The sequence below is a fragment of the Plesiocystis pacifica SIR-1 genome, assembly GCF_000170895.1.
Taxonomy (GTDB): Bacteria; Myxococcota_A; Polyangia; order Nannocystales; family Nannocystaceae; genus Plesiocystis; species Plesiocystis pacifica.
This window is the reverse complement of the sequence record NZ_ABCS01000004.1, coordinates 97,955-123,539: the sequence shown is the minus strand read 5'-3', so window position 1 is coordinate 123,539 and position 25,585 is coordinate 97,955. Positions and strand designations below refer to the sequence as shown.

General features: G+C 70.7%; 23 protein-coding genes. 7 read left to right on the top strand and 16 right to left on the bottom strand.

What is annotated here, in order from left to right:
- Positions 1–2: 2 nt before the first annotated feature.
- Positions 3–428 (bottom strand): hypothetical protein, encoded by a 426-nt coding sequence (locus PPSIR1_RS03455; RefSeq protein ID WP_006969593.1) that lies wholly within the window; start codon positions 426–428, stop codon positions 3–5.
- Positions 429–628: 200 nt separating this feature from the next.
- On the opposite strand from PPSIR1_RS03455, the gene PPSIR1_RS03450 reads away from it, so the two are divergent.
- On the top strand, positions 629–1,864 hold the full coding sequence (locus PPSIR1_RS03450) for a DNA polymerase beta superfamily protein (RefSeq protein ID WP_006969592.1): 1,236 nt from the start codon (positions 629–631) through the stop codon (positions 1,862–1,864).
- Between the two features lie 59 nt (positions 1,865–1,923).
- On the opposite strand, the gene PPSIR1_RS41705 is transcribed toward PPSIR1_RS03450, so the two are convergent.
- The 7 genes from PPSIR1_RS41705 to PPSIR1_RS03415 form a co-directional block, all read right to left on the bottom strand.
- Positions 1,924–3,192 carry a sensor histidine kinase gene (locus tag PPSIR1_RS41705; protein WP_006969591.1) on the bottom strand — a complete coding sequence of 423 codons (1,269 nt, stop codon included), beginning with the start codon at positions 3,190–3,192 and terminating at the stop codon, positions 1,924–1,926.
- 88 nt (positions 3,193–3,280) lie between these two features.
- Positions 3,281–6,250: a serine/threonine-protein kinase gene (locus PPSIR1_RS03440; protein ID WP_006969590.1), complete on the bottom strand. Its 2,970-nt coding sequence runs from the start codon at positions 6,248–6,250 to the stop codon at positions 3,281–3,283.
- Between the two features lie 75 nt (positions 6,251–6,325).
- Positions 6,326–8,134: an ABC transporter ATP-binding protein gene (locus PPSIR1_RS03435; RefSeq protein ID WP_006969589.1), complete on the bottom strand. Its 1,809-nt coding sequence runs from the start codon at positions 8,132–8,134 to the stop codon at positions 6,326–6,328.
- Between the two features lie 51 nt (positions 8,135–8,185).
- Positions 8,186–8,758, bottom strand: a complete 573-nt coding sequence (locus PPSIR1_RS03430; protein WP_006969588.1) for a SpoIIE family protein phosphatase — start codon at positions 8,756–8,758, stop codon at positions 8,186–8,188.
- Positions 8,759–8,761: 3 nt separating this feature from the next.
- A complete protein-coding gene (locus PPSIR1_RS03425) occupies positions 8,762–9,655 on the bottom strand; it encodes a PAS domain-containing protein (RefSeq protein WP_006969587.1) in 894 nt (297 codons plus the stop codon).
- Positions 9,652–10,068 (bottom strand): STAS domain-containing protein, encoded by a 417-nt coding sequence (locus PPSIR1_RS03420; RefSeq protein WP_006969586.1) that lies wholly within the window; start codon positions 10,066–10,068, stop codon positions 9,652–9,654. Before PPSIR1_RS03420 ends, PPSIR1_RS03425 begins: the two co-directional genes overlap by 4 nt.
- A gap of 30 nt (positions 10,069–10,098) precedes the next feature.
- Positions 10,099–10,509: an ATP-binding protein gene (locus PPSIR1_RS03415; protein WP_006969585.1), complete on the bottom strand. Its 411-nt coding sequence runs from the start codon at positions 10,507–10,509 to the stop codon at positions 10,099–10,101.
- A 315-nt stretch (positions 10,510–10,824) separates the two neighbouring features.
- On the opposite strand from PPSIR1_RS03415, the gene PPSIR1_RS47325 reads away from it, so the two are divergent.
- On the top strand, positions 10,825–12,636 hold the full coding sequence (locus tag PPSIR1_RS47325; RefSeq protein WP_006969584.1) for an IgGFc-binding protein: 1,812 nt from the start codon (positions 10,825–10,827) through the stop codon (positions 12,634–12,636).
- 102 nt (positions 12,637–12,738) lie between these two features.
- On the opposite strand, the gene trxA is transcribed toward PPSIR1_RS47325, so the two are convergent.
- Positions 12,739–13,113, bottom strand: a complete 375-nt coding sequence (gene trxA / locus PPSIR1_RS03405; protein WP_006969583.1) for a thioredoxin — start codon at positions 13,111–13,113, stop codon at positions 12,739–12,741.
- A 111-nt stretch (positions 13,114–13,224) separates the two neighbouring features.
- On the opposite strand from trxA, the gene PPSIR1_RS03400 reads away from it, so the two are divergent.
- Together PPSIR1_RS03400 and PPSIR1_RS03395 are read left to right on the top strand one after the other, a co-directional pair.
- The gene (locus tag PPSIR1_RS03400) at positions 13,225–14,910 is read left to right on the top strand and encodes an acyl-CoA dehydrogenase family protein (RefSeq protein ID WP_006969582.1); all 1,686 of its coding nucleotides are present in this window, start codon (positions 13,225–13,227) and stop codon (positions 14,908–14,910) included.
- A 202-nt stretch (positions 14,911–15,112) separates the two neighbouring features.
- Positions 15,113–16,255 carry a vWA domain-containing protein gene (locus PPSIR1_RS03395; RefSeq protein ID WP_157595161.1) on the top strand — a complete coding sequence of 381 codons (1,143 nt, stop codon included), beginning with the start codon at positions 15,113–15,115 and terminating at the stop codon, positions 16,253–16,255.
- Here PPSIR1_RS03395 and PPSIR1_RS03390 read toward each other — a convergent pair.
- From PPSIR1_RS03390 to PPSIR1_RS03380, 3 genes are all read right to left on the bottom strand, one after another.
- Positions 16,242–17,135 carry an STAS domain-containing protein gene (locus PPSIR1_RS03390; RefSeq protein ID WP_006969580.1) on the bottom strand — a complete coding sequence of 298 codons (894 nt, stop codon included), beginning with the start codon at positions 17,133–17,135 and terminating at the stop codon, positions 16,242–16,244. The genes PPSIR1_RS03395 and PPSIR1_RS03390 overlap by 14 nt on opposite strands.
- Positions 17,136–17,270: 135 nt before the next feature.
- Positions 17,271–18,185, bottom strand: a complete 915-nt coding sequence (locus tag PPSIR1_RS03385; protein WP_157595160.1) for a hypothetical protein — start codon at positions 18,183–18,185, stop codon at positions 17,271–17,273.
- Between the two features lie 228 nt (positions 18,186–18,413).
- Positions 18,414–19,379 carry a ferritin-like domain-containing protein gene (locus tag PPSIR1_RS03380; protein WP_006969578.1) on the bottom strand — a complete coding sequence of 322 codons (966 nt, stop codon included), beginning with the start codon at positions 19,377–19,379 and terminating at the stop codon, positions 18,414–18,416.
- 62 nt (positions 19,380–19,441) lie between these two features.
- Between PPSIR1_RS03380 and PPSIR1_RS03375 the strand changes: the two genes are divergently transcribed.
- Positions 19,442–20,305, top strand: coding sequence for an MBL fold metallo-hydrolase (locus PPSIR1_RS03375; RefSeq protein WP_006969577.1), 864 nt, complete (start codon positions 19,442–19,444; stop codon positions 20,303–20,305).
- 15 nt (positions 20,306–20,320) lie between these two features.
- Here PPSIR1_RS03375 and PPSIR1_RS03370 read toward each other — a convergent pair whose 3' ends face one another.
- Positions 20,321–21,670, bottom strand: coding sequence for a S41 family peptidase (locus PPSIR1_RS03370; protein WP_006969576.1), 1,350 nt, complete (start codon positions 21,668–21,670; stop codon positions 20,321–20,323).
- A gap of 488 nt (positions 21,671–22,158) precedes the next feature.
- Here PPSIR1_RS03370 and PPSIR1_RS03365 point away from each other — a divergent pair, with 488 nt between their 5' ends.
- Together PPSIR1_RS03365 and PPSIR1_RS03360 are read left to right on the top strand one after the other, a co-directional pair.
- Entirely contained in the window at positions 22,159–22,674 is a 516-nt protein-coding gene (locus PPSIR1_RS03365; protein ID WP_045115294.1) for a phage tail protein, read from the top strand.
- Between the two features lie 15 nt (positions 22,675–22,689).
- On the top strand, positions 22,690–23,205 hold the full coding sequence (locus tag PPSIR1_RS03360; RefSeq protein WP_006969574.1) for a phage tail protein: 516 nt from the start codon (positions 22,690–22,692) through the stop codon (positions 23,203–23,205).
- On the opposite strand, the gene PPSIR1_RS03355 is transcribed toward PPSIR1_RS03360, so the two are convergent.
- The 3 genes from PPSIR1_RS03355 to msrA are packed head-to-tail and all read right to left on the bottom strand — an operon-like array spanning position 23,202 to position 25,525.
- On the bottom strand, positions 23,202–24,128 hold the full coding sequence (locus PPSIR1_RS03355; RefSeq protein ID WP_086000975.1) for an NAD-dependent protein deacetylase: 927 nt from the start codon (positions 24,126–24,128) through the stop codon (positions 23,202–23,204). The two genes, PPSIR1_RS03360 and PPSIR1_RS03355, sit on opposite strands and share 4 nt — an antisense overlap.
- Positions 24,129–24,137: 9 nt before the next feature.
- Complete coding sequence (locus PPSIR1_RS03350) at positions 24,138–24,842, bottom strand: NADPH-dependent F420 reductase (RefSeq protein ID WP_006969572.1); 705 nt, start codon at positions 24,840–24,842, stop codon at positions 24,138–24,140.
- Positions 24,843–24,868: 26 nt separating this feature from the next.
- The gene (gene msrA / locus PPSIR1_RS03345) at positions 24,869–25,525 is read right to left on the bottom strand and encodes a peptide-methionine (S)-S-oxide reductase MsrA (RefSeq protein ID WP_045115315.1); all 657 of its coding nucleotides are present in this window, start codon (positions 25,523–25,525) and stop codon (positions 24,869–24,871) included.
- Positions 25,526–25,585: the final 60 nt, after the last annotated feature.

Here is a 25,585-nt window from a genome sequence, read left to right as displayed (position 1 = left end):
GCTCAGTCCCGAGCGGGGTAGGTGTTGCCCTCGACGGTCAGTTCCTGGTTGATCCCAGCCGCGGCGATCCCCCACCAGTAGCGGCCCAGGGCCTCGAGGCGGGTGATCTTCACCCCCAGGCTCTCGTCCATCTGGGTCTGCTCCATGATCTCGGAGTCCAGCCTCGACTTGGTGTCGGCCTCGACGATGGTGACCGAGTCCGTGCCCTGCCTGCCGCCTTGCGAGTTCGTCCCGCCGCCGCCGGTGGCGATGGAGGTCGCGCCCATCTTGATCTCGACCTCGAAGCTCGGCTCCCCGGCGGTCGCCGTCTGCTCGCCGCCCAGGCGCGTGACCGGGCCGACGAGCACGGGGTTGCCGACGAGCTCGGCCGTGGCCGTGGGCACGAAGGCCTTGCAAGCGCCCAGGCCCACGCACGCGAAGGCGCCCAAGCTGAGCGCGAGGCAGGCTCGCCGTAGCGCGGTCCTTGGACGATGGGGGGGATTGGCTGGGTTGTTTCGCATCATGGGGGTGCTCGCCTCTCGACGGGCGGTTCCACCCGACCACCATCCGTTTCGAGCCGTGCCCGTCACGACTTGTGAGTTTTTTCTCACTCTCTCGACGGCCCTGGCGCCCTTGCTAGGCTGCCCGCGTGACGGCTCCCTTCGACGTCGACGCCCACCTCGCGTTCCTGGGCCTCGCGGGCTCCCACGCCTACGGCACGGCCCGGGCCGGCTCCGACGTGGACCTGCGCGGCTGCTGCGTCGCGCCCCTGCCCGCGCGCCTGTCCTTCCGCACCCACTTCGAGCAGTTCTCCTGGCTCGGCCACGAGCACCCCGAGGCCGCCGGCCCGCCCCTGGGCCCGAACTACGCCGCGGCCATGGAGCGCGCCCGGGCGCACCCCAGCGCCGGGCCGAGCCTCGAGCACGACCCGGTGCCGGACGTGGTGATCTTCGACCTCGCCAAGGTCGTGCACCTGTGCGCCCAGAGCAACCCGAACATGTTCGAGCTGCTGTTCATGGACGACCGCGAGGTGCTGTTTGCGACGCCGGTGTTCGAGGCGCTGCGCGGGCGCCGGGAGCTGTTCTTGTCTCAGCGGGTGCGCCACACCTACTCGGGCTACGCCCAGGGCCAGCTCAAGCGGATCCAGCGGCACCGCGAGTGGCTCTTGCACCCGCCCAAGGCCGCGCCGACCCGGGCCGAGTTCGACCTGCCCGAGACCAGCACGCTGTCCGCCGACGATCGCAACCGCATCGAGGAGGCCATCGCCAAGATCATCCGGGGCTGGACCGTCGACGAGGCGATCGAGCTGCCCTCGGCCGAGCGCGACGTGCTGCGCGAGCGCCTGCGCGAGTTTTGGTCGGCGGCCCTGGCCGCGGGGGCCACCTTGGACTCGGTGGTCGCGGCCAGCCGCAGCCCGGGCGCGGACCCGGTCGACGACGACAGCCTCGACGAAGAGGTCGCCCGCATCGCCGGCGCGCGCGTGGGCCTGGGCGCCGACGTGCTCCACCTGCTCCGCCAAGAGCGGCGCTACCAGGGCGCGCGCAAGCACTGGCAGCAGTTCCAGCGCTGGCAAAAGGAGCGCAACCCCAAGCGCGCCGCCCTCGAGGCCGCCCACGGCTACGACACCAAGCACGGCATGCACCTCATCCGGCTGCTGCGCATGGCCGTGGAGATTCTCCGCGACGGTCGAGTCCGCATCCACCGAGACGACGCCGAGGAGCTCCTCGCCATTCGCGACGGGAAGCTGCCCTACGAGGCCCTCGTCGGCGAGGCCAAGGGGCTCGAACGCGTCATGCGTGAGGTCGTGATCGCCAGCCCGCTGCCGGTCCAGGTCGACGAGGGAAAGCTCGACGACCTGCTCTTCGAGCTGCTGACGATGGCTTGAGCCGAACCATCACCGAGGTCGAGACTTCGACCGAGCGGGCACAGCGCCACGCCTTCCCCTCAGCCCGCGCCGCACAGCGGCAAGAGCAGCCGCACCTGCGTCCCCTCGCCGAGCCTAGCGTCGAGCTCGATGCTCCCCCCGTAGCGCCGCACGATGCTCTGGCAGGTCGCCAGGCCCAGCCCCGTGCCGCGCTCGCCCTTGGTGGTGAAGAAGGGCTCGAAGGCCTGCGCGATGACCTCCTCGCTCATGCCCGGGCCGCTGTCGACGACGCTCAGGCAGACGTAGGGCTCCGCGAGCGAGGTGCTGACGACCATGCGCCCGCGCCCCGCCATGGCGTCGCGGGCGTTCACGACCAGGTTGGTGAGCACGCGCTCGAGCTCCCCGGGGTCGGCGAGGATCCGGCGACCAGGGGCCTCGAGCTCGACGCGGAGCTCGACCCCCTCCCCGGCCAGGCTGAACAGCAAGGCCTCGACCGAGCCGACGAAGGCGTCGAGCTCGAGCTCGGAGAGCGGGCGCGCGGTGTCTCGCCCCACGCACAGCAGCTCGGCGCTCAAGCGCGTGGCTCGATCGACCGTCTCGCGCAGGTTGCCAAAGTCCTCCGCGGTCGCGCCCCGGCCCTCGATCTCGAGCAGGTCGATGGTGCTGGAGATGGCCATGAGCAGGTTGTTGAAGTCGTGCGCGACCCCGGCCGAGAGCCGCCCGAGGGCCTCGAGCTTCTCGACGTCCCGCTCGCGCTGGGCCGCCCGAACGAGGAGCTCGGCCTGGGCCTGGTGCTCCTTGCGCGCGGCCTCGGCGATGAAGCGCAGGGCGAAGTGCAAGATGAGCGCGGCCGTGAACAGCTGCGCCATGAGCTCGCCGAAGTAGCGACCCATGGACGAGCCTGGCGGCGAGGCCAGGCCCAGGGCGTCGGCCCACACCAACATCGCGCCGGCGGCCATGCCCGACAGGACCACGAACACCAGCGCCGCGCGGACGTCCCAGAAGAAGCCCGCGCACAGCACGATGATCACGAACGAGCCCGTCGCCGAGCTGCCCAGCCCGCCCGAGCTGAGCACGTTCAGCGAGGAGCTCAGCCAGATCGAGAGCAAGAACAGCCCGACCGCGGGCTTGAAGCCGTCGCGGCGCAGCAGCGCGAGCACGATGATCACGACGACGAGCTGGGCCCCGTAGAGCGCGCCCAGCTCGACCTCTCCGTTGAGCGTCGTGACGGCGCTCAGGACGACCAGCAGCGGAGATGTGAAGGACAGGACCCGATAGAGGAGCTTGCCTCGACGGGACTGGCTCGGGTCCGCGAAGGTCGGGGGCTCGAGAAGCGCCGACAGACCCACGGACACCAATGTAACACGGTGGGTCGGTCACCATCGGGCACCTCACCGGGCTTGCCTCAGCCCAGCTCCGCGGGCTGGCCTCGATCTCTCAGTGTTCGGCGAGCCACCCGTCGAGGCGCGCGAGCACGGCCTCGCTCGCCTCGGACGAGGCCGCGTGCTCCTCTCGGGTGCGCTCGATCAACCCGCGCGCTTGCTTCCCCCGGCCCGCGACGACGAGGGCGTCGGCCAGGGTCAGCTGAGTGACCGCCACCTTCGCGCTGGCCTCGGGGTAGTGGGCCTGGGCGGTCTGCGTGGCCCGCTCGGCCCACTCGAGGGCCTTGGCGCCGTCCTTCTTGTCGACGTAGATGTCGGCGACGTTGCTGTAGTAGGTCACGCTCTGGGCCGCCTCCGGGCCGAGCTTGGCGTCGAGGATGCCCGCGGCCTCGAGCATGTAGCGCTCGGCTTCGTCGAGGTCGCCGAGCTCGCCGTAGGCGTGGCCGAGGTAGTTGGCCGTCGTCGCCCGCTCGAGCTCCCGCCCCTCCCGGCCCTCGCCGAGCTTCAGGGCCCGCTCGAGGTGCTCGATGCCGGTCTGCGGCTCGCCCTGACGCAGCACGACCATGCCGAGCATGCTCAGATCAGCGGCCACGCGCATGTGCTCGGGGCCGAACACGCGCTCGTGGATGGCCAGGGCCCGCTCGAGGTGCGCGCGGGCCTCGGGCAGCTTGCCGAGGTTGAGGTAGATGCCGCCCATCGACATGAGCTCCTCGGCGACCTGGCTGTGCTCGGGGCCGAACTCGGCCTCGGCCAGGCGCAGGGTCTCGACGTGGACCTCGAGCGCCCGCTCCATCTCGCGCCGGGCCATGAAGTGGCGCGCGAGGTTGCGGCGGGCCGCGAGCACGAGGCGGTGCGAGGGTCGGCGCTGGCCGTCGAGGATGTCGAGGGCGCGCTCGGCCAGGGACTGGCCGTGGTCGTGGCGGCCGAGGACCAGGGCGTTGTAGCTGAGGCTGCTCAGGGACTCGGCCACGCGCACGTGCTCGGGCCCGAGCACCTCCTCGCGCAGGCGCAGGGCCTCCTCGCCGTGGTGGCGCGCGGCCTCCATGGCCCCGCGGGCGGTCTCGACCTCGAACATCGCGGCGTGGAAGTTGGCCCACTCGAGCGGCTCGCCGCCGCGCTCGAGCTTGGCCTCGACGATCTCGGCCCAGGAGTCGAGGGCCTCGAGGCTCGCCGCGCGCTGGCTCATGATCGGCAAGCGGGCGATGCCGGCCTCGCGGACCAGGGCCGCGTGCCCGGCGGCCTCGGCCGCGAGGTAGGCGGCCTTGAACTTCGCGTCGGCCTCGTCGGTGCGGTCGAGGTCGAGGGCGAGGCGGGCCTCGAACAGGGTGAGCTCGGCCGAGAGCGCCGGGAAGTCGAGGGCCTCGACGCGCGCGCGCAGGTCCCCGAGGCCCTCGCTGGCCTCGTCGGCGTCGCCCAGGCGCCGCTTGGTGTCGAGGCGGGCGAGCTCGCGGCGGGCCAGGCCCACCTCGCGCTCCTTGGTCGGGTCGTCGGGCACGGGCTCGGTCGCGCGCAGGTAGTTGCCCTCGAGGCAGCGGGCGATGGGCGGGAGCGCGTCCGCGGCCTCGAGGGCGCGGTCGAGGGCCCGCGCGTCGGCGTTGCCGGGCGCGCTCGCCAGGAGCTCGTCGCGGAGATCGCCGAGGGCCTCGCGGCGGACGTCGAAGCAGCTCAGGCGCTGCGCCACGAAGGGGTCGACGTTGCGCCGCTCGCAGGCCTGCACCCCGCCCTCGCGCCACGCCTGGGCGTAGCCGTCCAGGCGCTCGACCAGCGCCGCGGCGGCCTCGCCCCCAAAGTGGGCGCGGATCGCCTGGCTCGACTCCGCCGTCCAGTAGTCCCCGATCGCCTCGTCGACCTGCTCGGCGCAGGTGATGCCCGCCGAGTCCGAGTCGGAGCCCGCCCCGAGCTCGATGGCCGCGGCGAAGCCCGCCCCGGCCGCGACCACGCCGATGCCCACGGCCCAGGCCAGGCGCTTGCGTCGACGCGCCCGGGGTCGCCGGGGGTCGCTGCGCAGCGCGTCGATCAGCTCGACCATGCTCGGCCAGCGCTCGTCGGGCTCGCGCCGGAGCCCGCGATCGAGGGCCGCGACGACGTGCGCCGGGACGCCGTGGTCCGGGGGCACGGGGCTGCGCTCGCCCAGGGTCACGGCCCGCATCAGCCGGGCGAAGTTGCTGGTCTCGAAGGGGCGCTGATCGAAGAGCGCGGTGTACAGCGCGACGCAGAAGCTGAACTGATCGCTGCGCGCGTCCGTGGCCGCGCGCACGAACTGCTCGGGCGACATGAACAGCGGCGTGCCCATGAGCTCGCCGGTCCGGGTCATGTACAAAGGCGCGGGCCGGGTCCCGTCCTCGGAGCAGTCGAGCTCCCCGGCCTCGTCCCACTCGCGGACCATGCTGGCCACGCCGAAGTCGGTGACCTTGACCACCCCGTTGTCGCCGACGAGCACGTTGTCGGGCTTGAAGTCGCGGTGGACCAGGCCGGCCTCGTGGGCCGCGGCCAGGCCCTCGCCGGCGGCGCAGAACACCTCGGTGATCGCCCGCCGCGAGCGCTCGGTCTTCAGCCAGCCCCCGAGGCTCGGGCCCTCGACGTACTCCATGGCCAGGTAGAGCTGGCCCTCGTGGGTGCCGACCTCGTAGATGGTGACGACGTTGGGGTGGCTCAGCCGCGCCATGGCCCGAGCCTCGACGCGCATGCGCTCGCTGGCGCGGGCGAGGCTCGAGGGGTCGAGCAGGCGCGGGTGCAGCAGCTTGACCGCGACCTTGCGATCGAGCTCGGGGTCGCGGGTCAGGTAGACCTCGCCCATGCCGCCGGCGCCGAGCTGACGGAGGATCTCGAAGCGGCCGATCGCCGTCGTCACGCGCACGGCCTCGGGCGCCGGCCCGACGCCGCCCGAGTCCGCGCTCAGCGTGGGCGTGAGCGCCATGTCCGAGGACGACGCGCCCGTGTCGGCGCCGGCCGGGATCGTCTCGTCCAGCTTCCTCGAGGGCGCTCGAAGGGTCTCGCCGCCGCTATCGTCGAGCTTGCCGTCCATGGTCGCTCTGGTCGTCTGCGGCCCATCATAAGGGCCCGCCCCACCGCTGTCCCCCAGGTCGCGACCAACGGGCTCCTAGGCGGCCTCGCGCTCCCCGGTCTGGACCCGCCACAGCCGCGCGTAGATGCCGTCGAGGGCCAGCAGCTCCTCGTGCCGGCCCTGCTCGACGATGTGCCCGCCGTCGAGCACGTGGATGCAGTGGGCGTGGCGAACGGTGCTCAGGCGGTGGGCGATGACCAGGGTGCTGCGGCCGCGGGAGACCTCGGCGAGGGAGCGCTGGATCGCCGCCTCGGTCTCGTTGTCGACGGCGCTCGTGGCCTCGTCGAGGACCAGCAGGGCCGGGTCGCGGAGGATCGCCCGGGCGATGGAGATGCGCTGGCGCTGCCCGCCGCTGAGCTTCTGGCCGCGCTCCCCGACCAGGGTGTCGTAGCCCTTGGGCAGGCGCGCGGCGAAGCTGTCGACGTCGGCGAGGCGGGCGGCGTCGAGGACCTCGGCGCGCGCGGCTCCGGGGCGGCCGTAGGCGATGTTCTCGTAGATCGTCCCCGAGAACAGGTAGACGTCCTGGCTGACCAGGCCGATCGAGCCGCGCAGGTCCTCGAGGGCCAGCTCGCGCAGATCGACCCCGTCGAGGCGGACCGCCCCCTCGGTCGGGTCGTAGAGGCGCAGCAGCAGCTTGACCAGGGTCGACTTGCCCGAGCCCGTCGAGCCGACCACGGCGTGGGTCTGCGTCGCCGGCACGCGCAGCTCGAGCTTCGTGAGCACCATCGGGCCGCGCTCGCGCGCGTCGCCGTAGGCAAAGTCGACGCCGTCGAAGTGGAGCTCACCGCGGACCGCCGGCAGGCGCTCGGGCCCGGACACGATCGCCGCGGGCGTGCGCAGCAGCCCGAGCACCCGGCGGGTCGAGGCCATGGCGCGCTGGTACTGGTCGAAGGTCTCCCCGAGCCGGGTCAGCGGCCACAGCAGGCGCTGGGTCAGGAACACCAGCAGGCTGTAGCTGCCGACCTCGAGCTCGTTGGCGAACACCTTGTGCCCGCCGAGCACCAGCGTGGCCCCGAAGCCGACCAGGATCGCCATGCGGATCATCGGCACGAAGGCCGAGCTCAGCCGGATGGCCTCGGCGTTGGCCTCGACGTAGCGCCGCGAGACCCCGTCGAGGCGCTCGACCTCCCGGGCCTCGGCCGTGAAGGCCTTGATCGTGGTGATGCCCGCGAGGTTGTTGGCCAGGGCGGTGTTGAGCTCGCTGACCCGCTCGCGGACCGCGGCGTAGCGGGGCTCGAGGCTGCGCTGGTAGCGAAAGCTGCCCCACAAGATCACCGGCACGGGCAGGACCGCGAGCGTGGCCACGTCGGGGGCGACGATGAAGAAGGTCGCGCCCACGGCGAGCACCGTGGTGCCCAGCTGGAGCATCGAGTTGGCCCCGTGGTCGAGGAAGCGCTCGAGCTGGTTGATGTCGTCGTTGAGGATCGCCAGCAGCCCGCCGGTGCTGCGGTCCTCGAAGTAGGCCAGCTCGAGCTCCTGCACGTGGGCGTAGCCGTCGAGGCGGGCCTCGTGCTGGATGGTCTGGGCCAGGTTCCGCCACGCGACCTGGTAGAGGTACTCGAACACGGACTCGGCCCCCCAGATGACCACGTTGAGGCCGGCGAGCAGCCACAGCTGAGCCATGAGGTCGTGGACGCCGAACCACTCGCCGATCAGCGAGCCCTCCCGGCGCACGACCACGTCGACGGCCATGCCGATCAAAAAGGGCGGCGCGAGGTCGAAGACCTTGTTGAGCACCGAGCAGGCCGAGGCCCACAGGACCGCGCGCCGGTGGCCTCGGGTGTAGGTCCACAGGCTGCGCAGCGGGGAGTCGCCGGCGGGGACGGGGCGTTCGGGCTCGGCCATGGGCCCCGCCGGTCTACCCCGCGAGCTCCCGGCCGTCAGCTCGGCGGGCGCCTACCCGCCAAGGTAGGTCACGTGGACCACCGTGGCGTCGTCGCGGCTGAGGCTGTGGTTGTCGACGAGCTCGCGGCACAGCCGGGCGCCGTCGAGGTGGAGCATCGCGGCCAGCTCCGTGCGCCGCTGGATCCCGTCGGTGAAGGCCAGCAACCGCACGCCCGGGCTCAGCGGCACGAAGTAAGCGCGCGGCTTGGGCATGCGCCCGCCGAGGATGCCGTTGGTCGGCACGAAGGGCAGGCTGGGGCCGGACAGCGCGCGCAGCTCCACGTTGCCGACCCCGGCGACGTGCATGCCCTTGGCGTCGAAGCGCGCGAGCACCACGGCGGCGCCCCGGGTCCCCTGGGTCCGCTCGTGCATGCGGCTGAGCCCCCGCTCCACGGAGGTGCTGGCGTCGAACTCCCCGAAGGCCGCGACCGCAGCCTGCGAGGCCTCGGCCGCCCGCGGGCCGTGGCCGAGGCCGTCGGCGAGCATCATCCACACCACCTCGTCGAGCACGCGCACCGCCCCGGCGTCGCCGCTGACGACCTCCCCCGGCTTGGGCCGACCCAGGATGTGACTCTCGACGAGCACGGGCTACTCGTCCATCTCGCGCATGTAGAGCAGGCAGGCCCGCAGGGAGTTGTCGAGGTCGCGGAAGGTCGGCGCGTCGCCCAGGTCGACGCCGAGGTCCGTCAGCGTCAGCGCCATCTTGGGGCTGATGCCGCAGAAGATGATCCGCGTGCCGACGAGCAGCAGGGCGCGGTTCATCCGCGACAGGTGCTGGGCCGTCTGCGGGTGGAACTCGGCCGCGGTCAGGTCGAGGATCACGAACTGCGTCTCCGACTGGGTCACGCGCTCGAGCAAGGTCGAGATCATCGAGTTGGCGCGCTCGTCGTGGACGGCGCCGATGACCGGGAGGCACAAGATCCCCCGCCACACCTGGAGGATCGGCACGCCCAGCGCGTTGATGGTGTCGCGCTGCTCGGCGATCAGCGCCGCGGCCCGCTCGCGCTCCCGCTCTTGCAGGCGCCGCTCGGTCACGTCGGTGTGCGTGCCCGCCATCCGAATCGCCTGACCGTCCTCGTCCCACTCGCCCTGGCCGCGCGCGACGATCGTCCGCCAGACGCCGCCTTTGGACCGCATGCGGAACTCGACCTCGTAGGGCTCTCGCCGGCTCAGGTGGGCATCGATGGCGAGCTCGACCCGGGGCAGGTCCTCGGGGTGGACCCGGCCAAAGAAGCTGTCGGTGGTGTCGGGGAGCTCGTCCGCTTCGAAGCCGAGCATGCCCTTCCAGCGCGAGGAGAACTGGACCTCCCCGGTGTTCGGGTGCCAGTTCCACACGCCGTCATTGGTCGCCGCGAGGATCAGGTCGAAGCGGGTCTGAACTTCCTCGAACTCGGTGCGGAGCTGCTGGAGCTCCGCGTCACGTGCGGCGAGCTCCGCCCGCAGAGCCTCGAGCTCTGCCGCGTTCTCGCCGGAGGTGTTCAACCTTCGCGCTCTCCCAGCCGCTCGAGCCCGCTGCTCTTGTTGCTCTCGCGCGTGCGCGTGATGCCCATGGAGCTCAGGGCGTCCTCGAGGGTGGCGACGGTCTCGATGCCGCGCAGCTCGATTCCCATCGCCTCGAGGGTCATGGCGATCTCCGGGCGCATGCCCGAGAGCACCGTCTTGGCGCCCATCAAGCGCGCCGCCTGGGCCAGGCGCGCGAGCACCGAGCACAGGTAGCTGTCGAGGGTCCACACGCCGGACAGGTCGACGAGCACGCCAAAGCACTCGTCACGCTGGATCCGCTCGAGGACCTCCGTGACCAGGGCGTCGGCGTGGACGTCGCTGACGTCGCCGTGAAGGGGAACGAGGAGGCAATCCCAGAGCGGGATGCAGGTCACGCTTTCGCCCATGCTCATCGCCGAGTCTCCTCGCGGTGCAGATTCGAGTTACTTGCCATAGCGAAACTCCGCGCGCACATGGGTCCCCCGTGCGCTGGTTTGAATGTCGAAGTGGTCGGCGAGCTTGCGGCAGCCGATGAGTCCGCGACCCAGTCCGGTGCGGCTCTTGTAATTTCCGGCGAGGATCTCATCGAGGTTGGGGATCCCCGGGCCCTCGTCCTTCGCGACGATCACGATGCGCTGCTCGACGGTGTCGAGGGCGAAGCGCATCTCGCCCTTGCCCACGTAGCGGGCGATGTTGCGGGCGAGCTCGCTGACCGTGGTCACGACCTTCTGGGCGTCGTAGCCCCGCACCCCCACGAGCCCACACATCTGACGGATGACCGTGCGCGCGTGGCTGATGTCGGCGTCCGACTCGATCGGGAAGACGGAGTCCTCGTCGTCTTCGTATGCGGCCATGGCGGGGGGGAGAGCGGGCTGGAGTGAAGCGAGGCGCGGGGCTTTGCCGAACTCGGCGCCTAGCCAAAACACGGTACCACGGGGGACTGGACATGACAGCGTCCTTGGCCGCGCTCACTCGCTTTATGAGCCTTCCAGCGCGAAATCTCCCGCGTCTGTGATCTCCATCCCGACCCTTCGGTCGGGCGATCAGGGCAAACTGCCAAAAGCATCACAACGGATCTTTCTTTTCACATACCTGCCCGTAACAAACGTGCGTCTGCGTCGCTAAAAAGCTCCCTGCGCAATGCACTCGTCAGTGATAATGCCGGCGAGATGCGTAAGACCTGGCTCGAAATTAGTCTCCCCCTCCTTTCCATCGCCGCCCTGAGCACCGGCTGTACCGATGACGTCGTCGACGAGGCCGACGGCGGTCAAGACGAGATCGGTGCCACCGAGACCGTCGACGAATCTGCTGATGACACCACCACCGAGACCGGTGAGGAGTCCGGCACGATGGAAGGCAGCTCGGAAACGGCCGACGACACCACGGCTGACGACACCACCGCGGACACCACGGCCGACGATACCACCGCCGACGACACCACCGCGGACGACACCACCGCTGACGACACCACCGCGGACGACACCACCGCGGACACGACCGCCGACGACACCGCGGACACTACCGATACCACCACCGAGGACGAGGGCACCTTCTGCGAGCCCGGTCTGACGATCTGCTTCGACGCCGACAACACGCAGACCTGCGTCGACGACGGCTCGGAGTTCGGCGACCCCGTCCCCTGTGACCCGACCGAGACCTGTCAAAACGGCGTGTGCATCCCGCTGTGCGACGCGGTCGAGGCCGAGCCCAGCTCCATCGGCTGCTCCTTCTTCGCCAACCGCATGGACAACTACAACCCGGGCGACAACGACTCGCTCGTGGTCGGCAACATCGACTCGGTCAAGACCGTGTCGGCCCAGCTCTACTTCGTGCCCAACGGCTCGAACGTCGAGCAGGCCCAGGGCGCCCCGGTCAACATCCCGCCCGAGGGCACCTACACCTTCACCCTGACCAACGCGCAGATCGAGAGCCAGACCACGATCCGCAACGGCGGTGTCTACCGCGTCGAGACCGACATCCCGATCGTCGCCTACCAGCACTCGCCGATCGGCTCGGTGTTCACCAACGACGCGTCCATGCTGCTCCCCGAGCACGCCCTGACCGGCAACTACGTCGTCAACTCCTACCCCGCGACGGTCGGCAACTACCCCAGCTACTTCACGGCCATCGCGGTCACCGACGGCACCACGGTCAACTTCACCGTGCCCGAGGCCACCGCCGGCGGCGGCGGGGTCACGGCCCTCAACGCGGGCGGCAGCACCTCGGTGATGCTCAACCGCTACGACACCCTCAACGTCGTGGTCCAGCAGCAAAACGGCGGCGACGTCTCGGGCACCGTGGTCGAGTCGGACGGCCCGCTGTGGCTGGTCGGCGCGACCGAGTGCGCCAACGTGCCCAACAACGGCACCCTCTACTGCGACCACATGGAGGAGGCCAACCTGCCCCTCGAGTACTGGGGTCAGGAGTACGTCGGCGCCCACGTCCCCTACCGCTCGGGCAACGAGGACTTCCACTGGCGCGTCTACGGCGGTGAGGACGGCGTGCAGATCAACACCGACCCGGTCCAGGCTGGCTTCCCGCTGACCCTGAACAAGGGCGAGTGGTACCAGTTCTCGACCACCGAGAGCTTCATCATCTCGGGCGACGGTCCCTTCCTCCCGGTCCAGTACATGGAGGGCACCACGGGCGGCGCCGGCGACGGTGACCCCTCGCAGATCCAGTCCGTGCCCACGGAGCAGTTCCTCGACGCCTACGCCTTCGTGACCGGCACCGACTACCCCACGCACTACGTCCAGATCATCCGCCCCGCTGGCGGCGCGGACGTGCTCGTCGACGGCCAGGTCGTGGGCGACTACTACACCGTCGGCACCTTCGAGGTCGCCGACTACCCGCTCAACCAGGAAGGCACGCACTTCGCCAACTCGGACCAGCCCTTCGGCATCGTGTCCGTCGGCTACTCCCCGGCGACCAGCTACGGCTACCCCGGCGGCCTCAAGCTCCAGGTCATCAACCCGCAGTGAGCCCCGCGCCCGCTCCCGCTTCGGCGGTGGGCGGGCGACACGAAAAAAGGACCGGCCCTCGCGGCCGGTCCTTTTTGTTTGGGTGATGGCGAAGGCTCGGGCTCAGGCCTTCTCGGCGGCCTCTTGCTCGGCGATCTGCTTGTGGACCTCTTCCATGTCGAGCTCCTTGACCTGCTCGACCAGGCGGCGGAAGGCCGCGGGCGGCAGGGCGCCGGCTTGGTTGAAGACCAGGACCTTCTCGCGGAAGGCCATCAGCGTGGGGATGGCCTGGATGCCGAAGGAGGCGGCGAGCTCTTTTTGGGACTCGGTGTCGATCTTGCCGAACACGGCGTCCTCGTGCTTCTTGGACTCGGCCTCGAACACCGGCGCGAACTGGCGACAGGGCCCGCACCAGGTCGCCCAGAAGTCGACGAACACGATGTCGTTGTTGTCGATGGTCTCCTGGAAGTTTTCCTTGGTCAGTTCGATGGCGCTCATGGCGAGTTCTCCTTGTCGAGTTGTGGGCCTCGGGGGCAGGGCGGACTACGAGGTCCAGGGCGCGGGGTTACCCCCTCGGCGCGCCGAACACAAGGGGCGTACCATGGCCCCATGAGTCACCGGCGCCCGCTCACGCAGTTGCCCACCCACGCCGTCGCCAACCAACCCCCCGCCTTCGAGGGGGTCAACCTCTGGGCCAGTGATCGCGCCCTCCGCTCGGCCGTGGCGCGCGAGGGAGGAGCCGCGCACGCGGACGCGCTGCACGGCTTTGGCGCGCGGGTGGGCTCGGCCGAGGTCACCGCCTGGGGCTTCGAGGCCAACCGCGCCCGCCCCGAGCTGCTGACCTTCGATCGCTACGGCCAGCGCGTCGACGAGGTCCGCTACCACCCCAGCTACCACCGCCTCATGGCCCTCGCCGTCGAGGCGGGCATGCCCTCGGTCGCGTGGACCGAGGCGGACACGCCCTCGGGCCACGTCGCCCACGCGGCCTACGAGTTCATGATGGCCCAGGCCGAGCCCGGCGTGTGCTGCCCCCTGTCCATGACCTACGCCGTCGTCCCGGCCCTGCGCCACGAGCCCGCCCTCGCCGAGGCCCTCGTGCCCAAGCTCAGCGCCCGGGTCTACGACCCCGAGTTCAAGCCGATGACCGAGAAGGCCGGGCTGACCATGGGCATGGCGATGACCGAGAAGCAGGGCGGCTCGGACGTGCGCGCCAACACCACCCAGGCCCACCGCCTCGGCGGCTCCGACACGGACTATGAGCTCGTCGGCCACAAGTGGTTTTGCTCGGCGCCGATGTCCGACGCCTTCTTGACCCTCGCCCAGGCCCCCGGCGGCCTGACCTGCCTGCTCGTCCCCCGCTGGCGCCCCGACGGGACCCGCAACCCCTTCTTCATCCAGCGCCTCAAGGACAAGCTCGGCGACCACGCCAACGCCTCGAGCGAGATCGAGTACGCCGGCACCTACGCCCGCCGCGTGGGCGAGGAGGGCCGCGGCGTCCGGACCATCATCGAGATGGTCCACCACACCCGCCTGGACTGCATCGTCATGCCCGCCGGCATGCTCCGCCAGGCCGTCGCCAACGCCTGCTGGCACGCCCAGCACCGCGCCGCCTTCGGGGCCAAGCTCATCGACCAGCCGCTCATGCGCGAGGTCCTGGCCGACCTCATCGTCGAGAGCGAGGCGGCCACGGCCCTGGCCATGCGGGTCGCCCGGAGCTTCGACGAGGCCGGCCACGACGGAGCCGTCGGCGAACGGGCCCGGGCCTACTCGCGGCTCGCGACCCCCGTGGCCAAGTACTGGCTCAACAAGCGCCTGCCCGAGGCCGTGTACGAGGCGATGGAGTGCCACGGCGGCGCGGGCTACATCGAAGAGAGCGTCATGCCCCGGCTGTTCCGCCAGTCGCCGCTCAACTCGATCTGGGAGGGCTCGGGCAACGTCATCTGCCTCGACGTGCTCCGGGCCATGGGCCGCGAGCCGAGCTGCGTCGCCGCCGTGCTCGAGGAGCTGAACGCGAGCCGGGGCGGCGACCCGCGCTACGACGCCTTCGTGGCCGCGCTCGAGGATCGCTTCGCCCGCGTGGGCCGAGAGCCCGTGCACCCCCGCGAGGCCCGGCAGCTGTGCGAGCGCCTCGGCCTCGCCCTGCAGGCGGCCGTGCTCGTGCGCCACGGCGAGCCCGCGGTCGCCGACGCCTTTTGTGCCGGCCGCCTCGCGGGCGAGGGTCGCTGCTACGGCACCCTGCCCGCGGGGGTCGACATCGACGCGCTCCTCGAAGCCGGCCGCGTCCGACTGGACTGAGCGAACCGTTCCCGTGACAGAGGGGGGCCGCACGGGCGGGCGCCCCTGTCAAAAATTTGGTTTTTTGGGCTTGCAAGCACGCTCACATTGTGAGTAGATGTAATTGCTTGTCCTACATGTCCTACACGGACATCGCGGCCTGCCCGGACCCGCCATGAACGTCCCCAGCACCTCGAAGACCGCTCCGATCGCCCTCAAAGCCATGATTGTGCCCGCTCTGTGCCTGATCGCGGGAGCCTGCGGGCCCGACGAGGGCCGCCCCGACAGCTTCAGCGGGCTCGACGCCGGGGACGACGGGATCACCAGCCTCGGGGACGAAGGCATGGACGGCGACGACGAGATGGCCGACGAGGGCGGCCTCGAGGAGAGCGAGCCTGGAGAGGAAGGCGGCGCGCCCCTGCTCGACTTCGGCGGCGACCCGGACGAAGAGCCCGAGCAAGAAGAGTGCGCCAGCGTCAGCGCGGCCGCTCAGGCCATCAAGCTGCCGGCCGACATCCTGTTCGTCGTCGACAACTCGGGCAGCATGGAGTTCGAGAGCAACTCGGTCCAGGCCAACCTCAACAGCTTCTCGCAGCAGATCATCGCCAGCGGCGTGGACGCCCACGTGGCCCTGATCTCGAGCTACCCCGGCGACGGCCACGGCATCTGCGTGGACGCGCCGCTGGGCGGGGGCGCGTGCCCCAACAGCGACGACAACTACCCGATCTTCGAGCACGTCGACACCTTCGTGAACAGCCACAACGCCCTCGAGCGCGTGGTCGAGCGCTACGGCGACTGGTCGCCGATCATGCGCCCGGACGCGGTCAAGCACGTGGTCGTGGTGTCCGACGACGAGTCCAACCTCTCGGCCAACAACTTCGACGAGACCTTCCGCGGCCTCGACCTGGCCCACGAGGACTACCGCCTCCACGCGATCGTGTCCCTCGAGGACTGCCAGGCCGCCGCCGAGATCGGCGACACCTACATCGAGCTGGCCAACATGACCGGGGGCGTGCTCGCGGACCTGTGCGACCAGAACTTCGCCCCGGTGTTCGAGGCCATCTCCGAGGAGGTCATCGCCGGCTCCCAGCTCGCCTGCGAGTACGCCATCCCCGAGCCCCCGCCCGGCGAGAGCTTCGACCCCGACCAGGTCAACGTCCAGGTCCTGTCCGAGCAGGGCGAGGAGACCATCGGCCAGGTCGACGGCCCCTCCGCGTGCGGCCAGGTCAGCCAGGGCTGGTACTACGACGATCCCGAGAACCCCCAGAACATCGTCGCCTGCCCCCAGACCTGCGCGACCTTCCAGACCTACGAATTCGCGGAGATCATCATCGAGCTCGGCTGCGAGACCGTCATCGCGGAGTAGGCCCGACGAGGACCCGCAGCGCGGCGGCCAGGCTCTGGAACACCCGCAGCTTGCCAAAGTCGACCTCGAGGCTGACCATGGTCTGGGCGATCATCGGCGAGACCCCGGACAGGACGCACTCGCAGCCCAACAGGGCGACCGCGCGGATCAACCTGTCGATGTGCAGCACCGTCGACGCGTCGATCGCTTCGACGCCCGTGAGGTCGAGGATGGCGCTGCGGACCTGGGCCTGGCTGACCCGCTCGACCAGGGCCTCGGTGACCGCCGCGGCTCGGTTGGCGTTGAGCGGCCCGATCAGCGGCACGGTCAGCACCCCCTCCCACACCTGAACGAGCGGCGTCCCGAGGTTGTCGATGGTCTCCAGCTGAGCCCGGATGAGCTCGTCGTTGGCCACGCGCTCGCTGATGTCCATGATGTAGCCGTAGAAGTGGGTCGCGGCCCCCTGCCCGTCGCGCAAGACCACGGTGTAGTCGTAGATCCACAGCCACTCCCCGTCGCTGTGGCGCAGGCGGTAGGGGGCGTGCTCGAACCACGCCGCGCTCGCGCTGTTGTCCGCCACCTCTCGACCGACGCGCTCGATGTCGTCGGCGTGGATCAAGCTGGCGTAGGGCAGGCGCCCGCTGGCGAACTCTTCGGTGGGGTAGCCCGTCAGCGCCTCGACGTTGCCCGACACGAACTCGACGGGCCAGCCCTCCTCGTTGCGCCACCGAAACACGACCACCGGCCCGTGGGAGAACAGCGCCCGATCGGCCGGCCCGCCGAAGATCCGCCCGGAGAGTTCGTTGAGCTTCGCCGCGATGCTGGCCACCACTCCGTCCCCGCTCTCGTCGAGGGGCTCGACGGGCTCGCCTGCGAGCACCGCATCGAGAAAGCCCCCCATTCGTTCCAGCTTTGGGTCCTGCATCTCAAACGATGCTCGACCATCCCAGCGCCAACATCAACGCGAGCGCTCTCGGGAGAGCGAGTCCTCCACCCCAAGGCTCGGCCGAACTCACCAGCGAGCCCGGCTGCTTCCTCAGGGGGCTGGTGGTGATAGTGGCATGGGCTTCGCCAGCTTCATGCTGGCCTTGATGAGCTCGCTGCAGGCCTCCGCGGAGAGGCTGTAGTCGCCTGCCTCCGCCACGAAGTGCTCGACGACGGGGTGCCAGCGCGAGTCGCCGTGCTTCGCCACGAAGCTCGCGTGGGATGCCCGGACCCTGGCGAGGAGCTTCGGGCCGTCCAGTTTCCCAAGCTCGGTCAGGTAGAGGTAATCCCAGACCAGCTCGCGGGCTTCGTCGTGGCGGTCGGCGTAGGCCGGGCCCCCCGAGCTGCCCAGCGCCTCCCACCAGCGGATGAGCTCGACGATGTCGTCCGGCTCGCCGAAGTACATGCCGTCGTCGTAGCCCGCTCGCGCCTCGGCCTCGAGGGCGAGGCCTTCGAAGTACTGCTTCGCGGGCTTCGAGAGCGCGGGCTCGAGCAGCTCGGCGAGCTCGCGGTGGTCGGTGGCGAAGCCCTCCGAGCCCTCGCCCAAGTACACGGACACGACCGCGTTGGCCTCGAAGGCGTCCGCGACCGCGACCGCATCGGGGCTGAGCTTCGCCCCCTCGCAGCGCTCGGGATGCTTCTTGCATCCCATGGCCCTCTCGACCTCGGGGGTCGTCAGGGCGGCGATCTTGACCTCGAAAAAACTCAACAGGAGATCGATGTGCTTGCGCCGCAGGACCTCGTCGGGCTGCTTCGCGCGGCCGTATCGCTCGACGAACAGAGCGTTCGCAGCGGCGAGCACCCCCGCGTCGACCTTCAGCTCGGCGAGGGCTTCCGCGAAGGGGTCGGGCGGCTCGGCAGGCTCGGCGGTGGCGTCGTCCTTCGCAGCGTCGGGCGCGTCGGGGGACGCGTCGGCGTCCGGAGCCCGTGCAACCTCAGCCCGCGCGGGCGCGCTCGCGGGTGGCATGATCAGCGGCGGCTGAGGGCGAACCTGCTCGGTAGCCTCGCTAGGCTCCGCGGCGGCTGAGGGCTCGGCCTCCTCGGCGGGCGCTTCGGCTCGAGACGCGTCCGCCACCTCGCCCCCGGCGGGCTTGCACCCCAACAAGGCGACAACTCCAACGACGACCACACAACCCCCGCGCATATCACGCAGAGGTGTATCACAGCCCGACACGGGGTGCCGAGCGCGCCTCGTTCAGCCCAGCGAAGCCTTGTTCTGCCCGTGGCTGAGCAAGGCCTCGACGCAAGGCGCGACCAACTCGCGCAGCCCCTCGCTGCGCACGCGGACCCGCAGCTTCGCCGGCAGGCAGCCCCACGCGAGCATCAGGGCCTCGTCCGGCTCGTGGCCGCAGTCGCGCAGCTCGACCTCGAGGGCCGCGGGGCTGGCCTCGACGGCGGCCTCGACGAAGGCCGTCGCCACCCCCTCGTGGAACTCGGGGTACTGCTCGAGGGCCCAGGCGACGAAGGACCAGGCCAAGGTCGCGTGGCGGCCCTCGTCGTCGGCGATGGACTGCAGGCGCTCGGCCAGGCCCACCTCGGTGCTGCGCGAGGCCGCGATGCTGAACTCGAGGGCCGAGAGGGTCTCGCCGACGCAGCCCTCGGTGATGCAGGCCATCACGACGGACTCGAGGGACCCCTCGGTGGTGTAGGCCGCGTGGGTCTCGAGGGGGCCAAACTCGAAGCCGAGGCCGGCGAGCTCCTCGGCCAGTTCGAGGGCGATGTGCGCGTGCCGGACCTCGTCCTCGCCGGCGGAGCACGACGCTTCGACCAGGTGCGGCGGGGCCCCGACGGCCAGGAGCTGCGCGGTGAAGCGGGCGAAGCTGGCCACGGAGGAGTGCTCGTTTTGAGCCACGGAGATCCACCGCCGGGCGAGGTGGTGGCGATCGCCCCGGGTCAGCTGGGTGACCTCCCCGCGATCGCCCTCCCCGTCGAGGGAGCCGAGGGTGACCAGCGCGGCCGTGCGCGGCACGCCGTCGACGACGAAGGGCCGGCCCTCCCCCAGGCAAGGGCCGGTCTCGCCAGAGTGAGGCCCAAAGTGAGGTCCAGAGGCGGCCTGCGGGCGAGGTCGCGCAGCCCGACGGCGGGCGACCCCGCGGTGACCCTCGTTGATGGCCGCGGTGATCTGCGTACGCAGGTCCGCGATGGGCGAGCTCGAGCTCACCCTCGGAGCTTAGCAGGCCCGACGCCGAGGCCCAGACCCCTGGCCCCAGTTATGCTCGGGCCATGGAGCTCGCGCGCGGCGCCTGGAACCTGTCCCTGGACACCCCTACCCTGCCTCCAGCGACCGCGACCAACACCTTGATCCTGGGTCACGATCGCCTGCTCGTGATCGAGCCCGCGACGCCCCACGAACGTGAGCGAGCCCGCCTCGACGCCCTCCTCGACGAGCTCCGGGCACAGGGACGCACGATCGCGGGCCTGGCCCTCACCCACCACCACCCCGATCACATCGGCTACGCCGTCGAGCTGCGCGAGCGGTACGGCGTTCCGCTCCTGGCCCACCCCGAGACCGCCGCGCGCCTGCACTTCGAGGTCGACGAGACCATCGAAGACGACTGGACCATCGAGCTCGGCGGAGGCCAGCGCGTCCGCGCCGTGCACACACCTGGGCACGCGCCGGGGCACCTGGTGTTCTGGGACGAGGCCAGCGGGATCGCCCACGCGGGGGACCTCGTCGCCGGCGTGGGGTCGATCTTGATCGATCCCCGAGACGGGGGCGACATGACGACCTACCTCGAGTCCCTGCGGCGCATCGCCGAGGGCTGCCGGGTCCGGAGCGAGCGCGGCCTCGACAGCCGCCTCGTCCCCGCCCACGGCCCGGTCATCGACGACCCCGTGGCCCTGCTCGAGCACTACGTCCGCCACCGCCTCGCCCGCGAGGACAAGGTCCGCCAGGCCGTGCTCGCGGGCGCCCGGGACTTCGACGCGATCTTGGCCCAGGCCTACGCCGACACGCCGCCCTTCATCTGGCCCATCGCCGCCCACGCCCTCGACGCGCACCTGCGCAAGCTCGTCGACGACGGCGAGCTGACCCGCACCCCGGGCGCGCCCTCGAGCGCGGGCTACCCGGGGGCGAAGCCGGCCTGACCGCTCACCAGCTGCTCACCAGCTGTCGACGTCGTAGCGCGCTTCGGGGTTGGGCAAGGTCCGCTCGCCCACGGCCTCGAAGGGCGCCAGCCCCAGCACCGAGTTGGAGGGCGGCGCCGGCTGGGCGCAGGCGTCGTTCTCGATGAAGCCCAGGGCCGCGGCGAGCATGCCCTCCTCGGGGTCGCCGAGGAAGTGGAACACGTCGTCGGCCGCCTCGCAGTCCGGGCTCAGGCCGTCGAAGTAGTCGGACTGGCCGTCCGCGTTGACCAGGCGGAAGGACACCGGGTAGAGCAGCTTCTCGCAGAACTCGTAGCTGCGCGAGCCGACCGGCTTGCCGCCCGTGGTGCTGCCGACCAAGGTCACGTCGACGTAGGGGAAGAGCGCGTTGATGACCAGCTCGCTCGCCGACAAGGTCCGGCCGCTGGTGATCACGATGACCTTCTCCGTGGGCAGGGAGTTGTCGTAGCGGTCGATGTCCGCCGTGCGATCCTCCGTGGGCCCGAGGTAGTCGTTGTACTCGAAGCGGTAGGCCTCCTCGCCCTCGTGGTTGACCCCGAGCAACAAGCTCACGCTGCGCTCGGCCACGCTGATCAGCCCGCCGCCGTTGTAGCGCAGGTCCATGACCACGGTGGTCACGCCGGCCTCCTTGAACTGGGCGTAGGCCGCGTCGAGCTCGTCGTGGGTCGTGCCCACGAACTTGTCCATGACGAAGTAGCCCACCGTGGTGTCGTCGGGGCCCTCGAAGGTCTCGACCACGGGGATGCTGACGATGTCGATCCAGTCCTTGGTGATGGTCAGCACCTCGGACTCGCCCGTGGCGAGGTGCTCGATCTCGAGTTCGACGACGACGCCCGGATCGTTCGAGCCGTAGGCCTCGCTCCACAGCCCGCCCTCGTCGAGCTCGGCGACGGTGTAGCCCCCGGCCCCGACGATTCGGTCACCCCGGAGGATGCCGGCCATGGACGCCGGCGAGTTGTCGCTCACGAAGGAGATGCGGATGCTGTCGTCCTCCATGCGCTGCGTCTTGTAGCCGAGGCCGACGAACTTGCCCTCCATGAACAGCGCGTCCGAGGTGCTCTTGTCGGAGATCCGCGTCCAACGATCGTTCTCGTCGCGCAGCTCCCGGACCAGGTCCGAGGGATCCTCATAGGCCGTGATGTCGACGTCCTCGGGTACGGAGTCGCTCCACAGGTAGTTTTGGCGCATCACGTCGACCACGAACTGGTTTTGGGCCTCGACCGCCGTGCAGTCCGAGGGCGGCTCGACGTAGGTCGGATCCTCGACCTGGCAAGCACCCAACAGCAACACGGGGAGAGCGAGGAGCGACGTCGAGGAGGCGTAGGCAAAGATCGAGCGGCGAGACATGGCGATGACTGATTGAAGCACGAGCGTGGAAGAGTGGGCGATGGCGGACGCTCCGCAGGGCTGTGGGGCCGCTGACAGCCTCCTGGCTGGGCCTGCGCAGCGGCGTCGCGCGCTCGCGCGCGCAGCCCTGGGCCTTGGATCAGCGTGACCCTGGGGCCAACCACCGGACGGACTCCAGTGACAGCCCTGGTTTTCTGCGTGAGCGCTCGTCCCCCTCCAACGCCGCTCGAGCCCGGGATGTCACGGCCACGGGCGCAGTCGAACCTGCGCCGCTCGTTCCCGCCCCCGCGCCTGTCTGATCACACCCGCCCGCGGTGGGGCGCGTCGCAAAATCAGATTTGCGTTGGAAACTGTAACGATTCCACTGTGACCCTTCGCGAGCATTTCTCCGCCCAGCAGCGGCCTCGAGGTGCTAAGGTGCCGGCGGCCTCGATGGGCTCCCGCTGGGGGAGACCGGGCCATTGGCAGCATCAGGAGATTCGAAAGTCATGACCCCGTTCATTGGGATGATCGTTCAATTTGGTGGCAACTTTGCTCCGCGGGGCTGGGCCCTGTGCAACGGCCAGCTGCTGGCCATCTCGAGCCACTCTGCTCTGTTCTCGATCCTCGGCACCACCTACGGCGGCGACGGCCGGAGCACCTTCGGCCTCCCCGACCTGCGCGGGCGCGTGGCCATGCACGCCGGCACCGGCCCGGGCCTGACCCCCCGCAACCTCGGCAACAAGTCGGGCGCCGAGACGGTCACCCTGACCCGCAACCAGATGCCCTCGCACAAGCACGACGTCCAGGCCGTGCGCGTCGCCGCCGACGACGGCACCCCCGACAACGCCTACCTGGCCGCGCCCGCGGGCCTGGCCATCTACACGGAGACCGCCCCCAACGTGTCCATGGGCGACAAGTCCATCACCAACACGGGCGGCGGCCAGCCCTTCGGCATCGTCCAGCCCTTCCAGGTCGTCAACTTCATCATCGCCCTCGAGGGCACCTACCCCTCGCGCAGCTAGATCGGCGGACCCACCATGGAGCCTTTCATCGGTCTCATCGTCCAGTTTGGCGGCAACTTCGCGCCGCGCGGCTGGGCCCTGTGCGACGGCCAGCTGCTGTCCATCAACGCCAACTCGGCCCTGTTCTCGATCCTCGGCACCACCTACGGCGGCGACGGGGTCTCGACCTTCGGCCTCCCGGACCTGCGCGGGCGCGTGGCCATGCACGCCGGCACCGGCCCGGGCCTGACCCCGCGCCAGCTCGGGCAAAAGACTGGGCACGAGTCGGTCACCCTGACCACCAACCAGCTGCCCTCGCACAGCCACGACCTCCGGGCCGTGCGCGCTGGCGCGGACGATCCCACCCCCGACGGCGCCTACCTGGCCGCGCCCGCGGGCATCTCCATCTACACGGAGACGAGCCCCAACGTGTCCATGGGTAGCAACTCCGTGAGCCACACGGGCGGAGGCCAGCTGGTCAACATCGTCCAGCCCTTCCAGGTCGTGAACTACATCATCGCGCTGCAGGGCCTCTACCCCTCGCGCAATTAGTCCGCCCCGGACGATCCGATCAGGCGCGCGCCGAGGCGAGGCAAGAACTCGCCCAGGCGCGCGTCGATCTTGAGGCTCGCCAGCGGGTCGCCGCGCGTGGGCCCGGCGTTGATGATGGCCACGGGGATGCCCCGGGCCTTGGCCCGCTTGACGAAGCGCAGGCCCGAGAACACGGCCAGCGACGAGCCGAACACGGCCAGCACCTCGGCGTCCTCGACCATGGCGTAGGCCTGGTCGACGGTGGCCTGGGGCACCTGCTCGCCGAAGAACACCACGTTGGGCTTGAGCAGGCCGCCGCAGGCCTGGCAGTCGGCGACCTGGAAGCGATCCACCGGGTCCTCGAGCTCGGCGTCGCCGTCGGGGGCCATGGCCGCGTCGAGGTGGCGCCAGCTGGGGTTGAGGCCGAGCAGTCGATCCTGGAGCGCGTCGCGGCCCTCGATGGTCTGGCAGCTCAGGCAGCGGACCTCGGCCAGGGCGCCGTGGAGCTCGACCACCGCCCGGCTCCCGGCCTGGTGGTGGAGGCGGTCGACGTTCTGGGTGATCAACCCCGACAACACCCCGGCGGCCTCGAGCTGGGCCAGGACGCGGTGGGCCGCGTTGGGGCGGGCGCGGGACAGCTTGGGCCAGCCGACCACCGCCCGGGACCAGTAGCGCGCCCGGGCCTCGGGGTCCTCGACGTAGGCCGAAAAGCGGATCGGGTTGCGGGCCCGGGCGCGGGTGCCCTCGCCGCGGTAGTCGGGGATGCCGGACTCCGTCGAGCAGCCCGCCCCCGTCAACGCGACGACCCGACGGCCCGCGCACAGCTCGGCGAGGGCCTCGAGGGCCTCGCCCGGCGCGGGCCCGAGGCTCGGGACCAGGGCCAGGCCCTCGTCGCCCGTGCCGTCGCCCACCCGGGAGCGGATCGCAGCCTCGTCAGCAGCCATCCGCGCCCGTCAGCCCTCGCGCCGCACCAGGCACAGACCAAAGTCGCGCCCCTGGCCGCCGACCATGGCCAGGTGGATCCACAGCACCGCCGCGTTCTCGACCAACCCGGCGTTGCGCAGCGGGCCCGCGTCCACGGGGCAAAAGCCCGAGCGCAGCGCGATCTCGGCGACCCGCGCCTTGGCCCCCTCGTCGTCGCCGGCCATGAACACGTCGATGCCCCTGCCGCCGAGCTCCGGGTCCTCGTGGAACTCCGCGCCGAAGCCGTTGAAGGCCTTGACCACGACCGCCGGCTGGGCGAGGGCCTGGAGCGCCTGGGCGTTGGAGCCGGCCTCGGGCGGATCCCACACCGGGCCCTTGTCCCAGCGCACCGGGTTGGTGCAGTCGACGAGCACCTTGCCCATCAGCGGCCCGAGGCTCGAGACGGCGTCGAAGAGCGCGCCGCCGGGCACGGCCAGGAAGATGAGCTCGGCCTCGCGCGCGGCCTTCATGGGGCTCTTGGCCTCGACGGACACGCCCCCCGCCGTGGCCCGCACCTGGTCGAGGAGCTCCGAGAGATCCTTGTCCCCGCGCACGCCAAAGCGGATCGGGTAGCCGGCGCTGGCGAAGCGCTTGCCGAGGGCCGCGCCGACGCGGCCCGTGCCGATGATCGCGACCGGAGCAGCCGGAGCAGCCTGAGCAGTTGGGGCGACCGGAGACTGTTCAGCGCTGGACATGGTCGTCAGTGTCCCGCACTCGGGGCTCAGGTGTCCAAGCCCGTCGGGCAGGACACGCCGGTGCCCCCGAGCCCGCAGTAGCCGTTGGGGTTCTTGCCCAGGTACTGCTGGTGGTAGTCCTCGGCGTAGTAGTAGGGCGGCGCGGCGCGGATCTCCGTGGTGATCTCCCCGTAGCCCGAGCCGAGCAAGGCCGCCTGGAACTCGGACCGCGAGGCCTGGGCCTGGGCCAGCTGGGCGTCGGAGTAGGTGTAGATCGCCGAGCGGTACTGGGTCCCGACGTCGTTGCCCTGGCGCATGCCCTGGGTCGGGTCGTGGCTCTCCCAAAACACCTTCAAGAGCCGCTCGTAGCGGATCTTGGCCGCGTCGAAGACGACCTGCACGACCTCGGTGTGCCCGGTCTGCCCGCTGCACACCTCGCGGTAGGTCGGGTTCTTGGTGTAGCCGCCCGCGTAGCCGACGGAGGTCGAGTACACCCCCTCGAGCTGCCAGAACTTGCGCTCGGCCCCCCAAAAGCAGCCCATCGCGAACACGGCGAGCTCGAGGCCCTCGGGGAAGGGCGGGACCAGGCGGTTGCCGTTGATGAAGTGCACCTCGGGCACGGCGATGGCCTGCTCCCGACCCGGCAGGGCCTCGTCGGCCGCGATCAACTCCAGCTTGCGGGGGTCGGTGAGGAAGCGGAACATCGCCGGCAGCATAGCCCCTGGGGGGCTTGGCGCCATCCCCGACCCCGCCCGCCTCGGCTC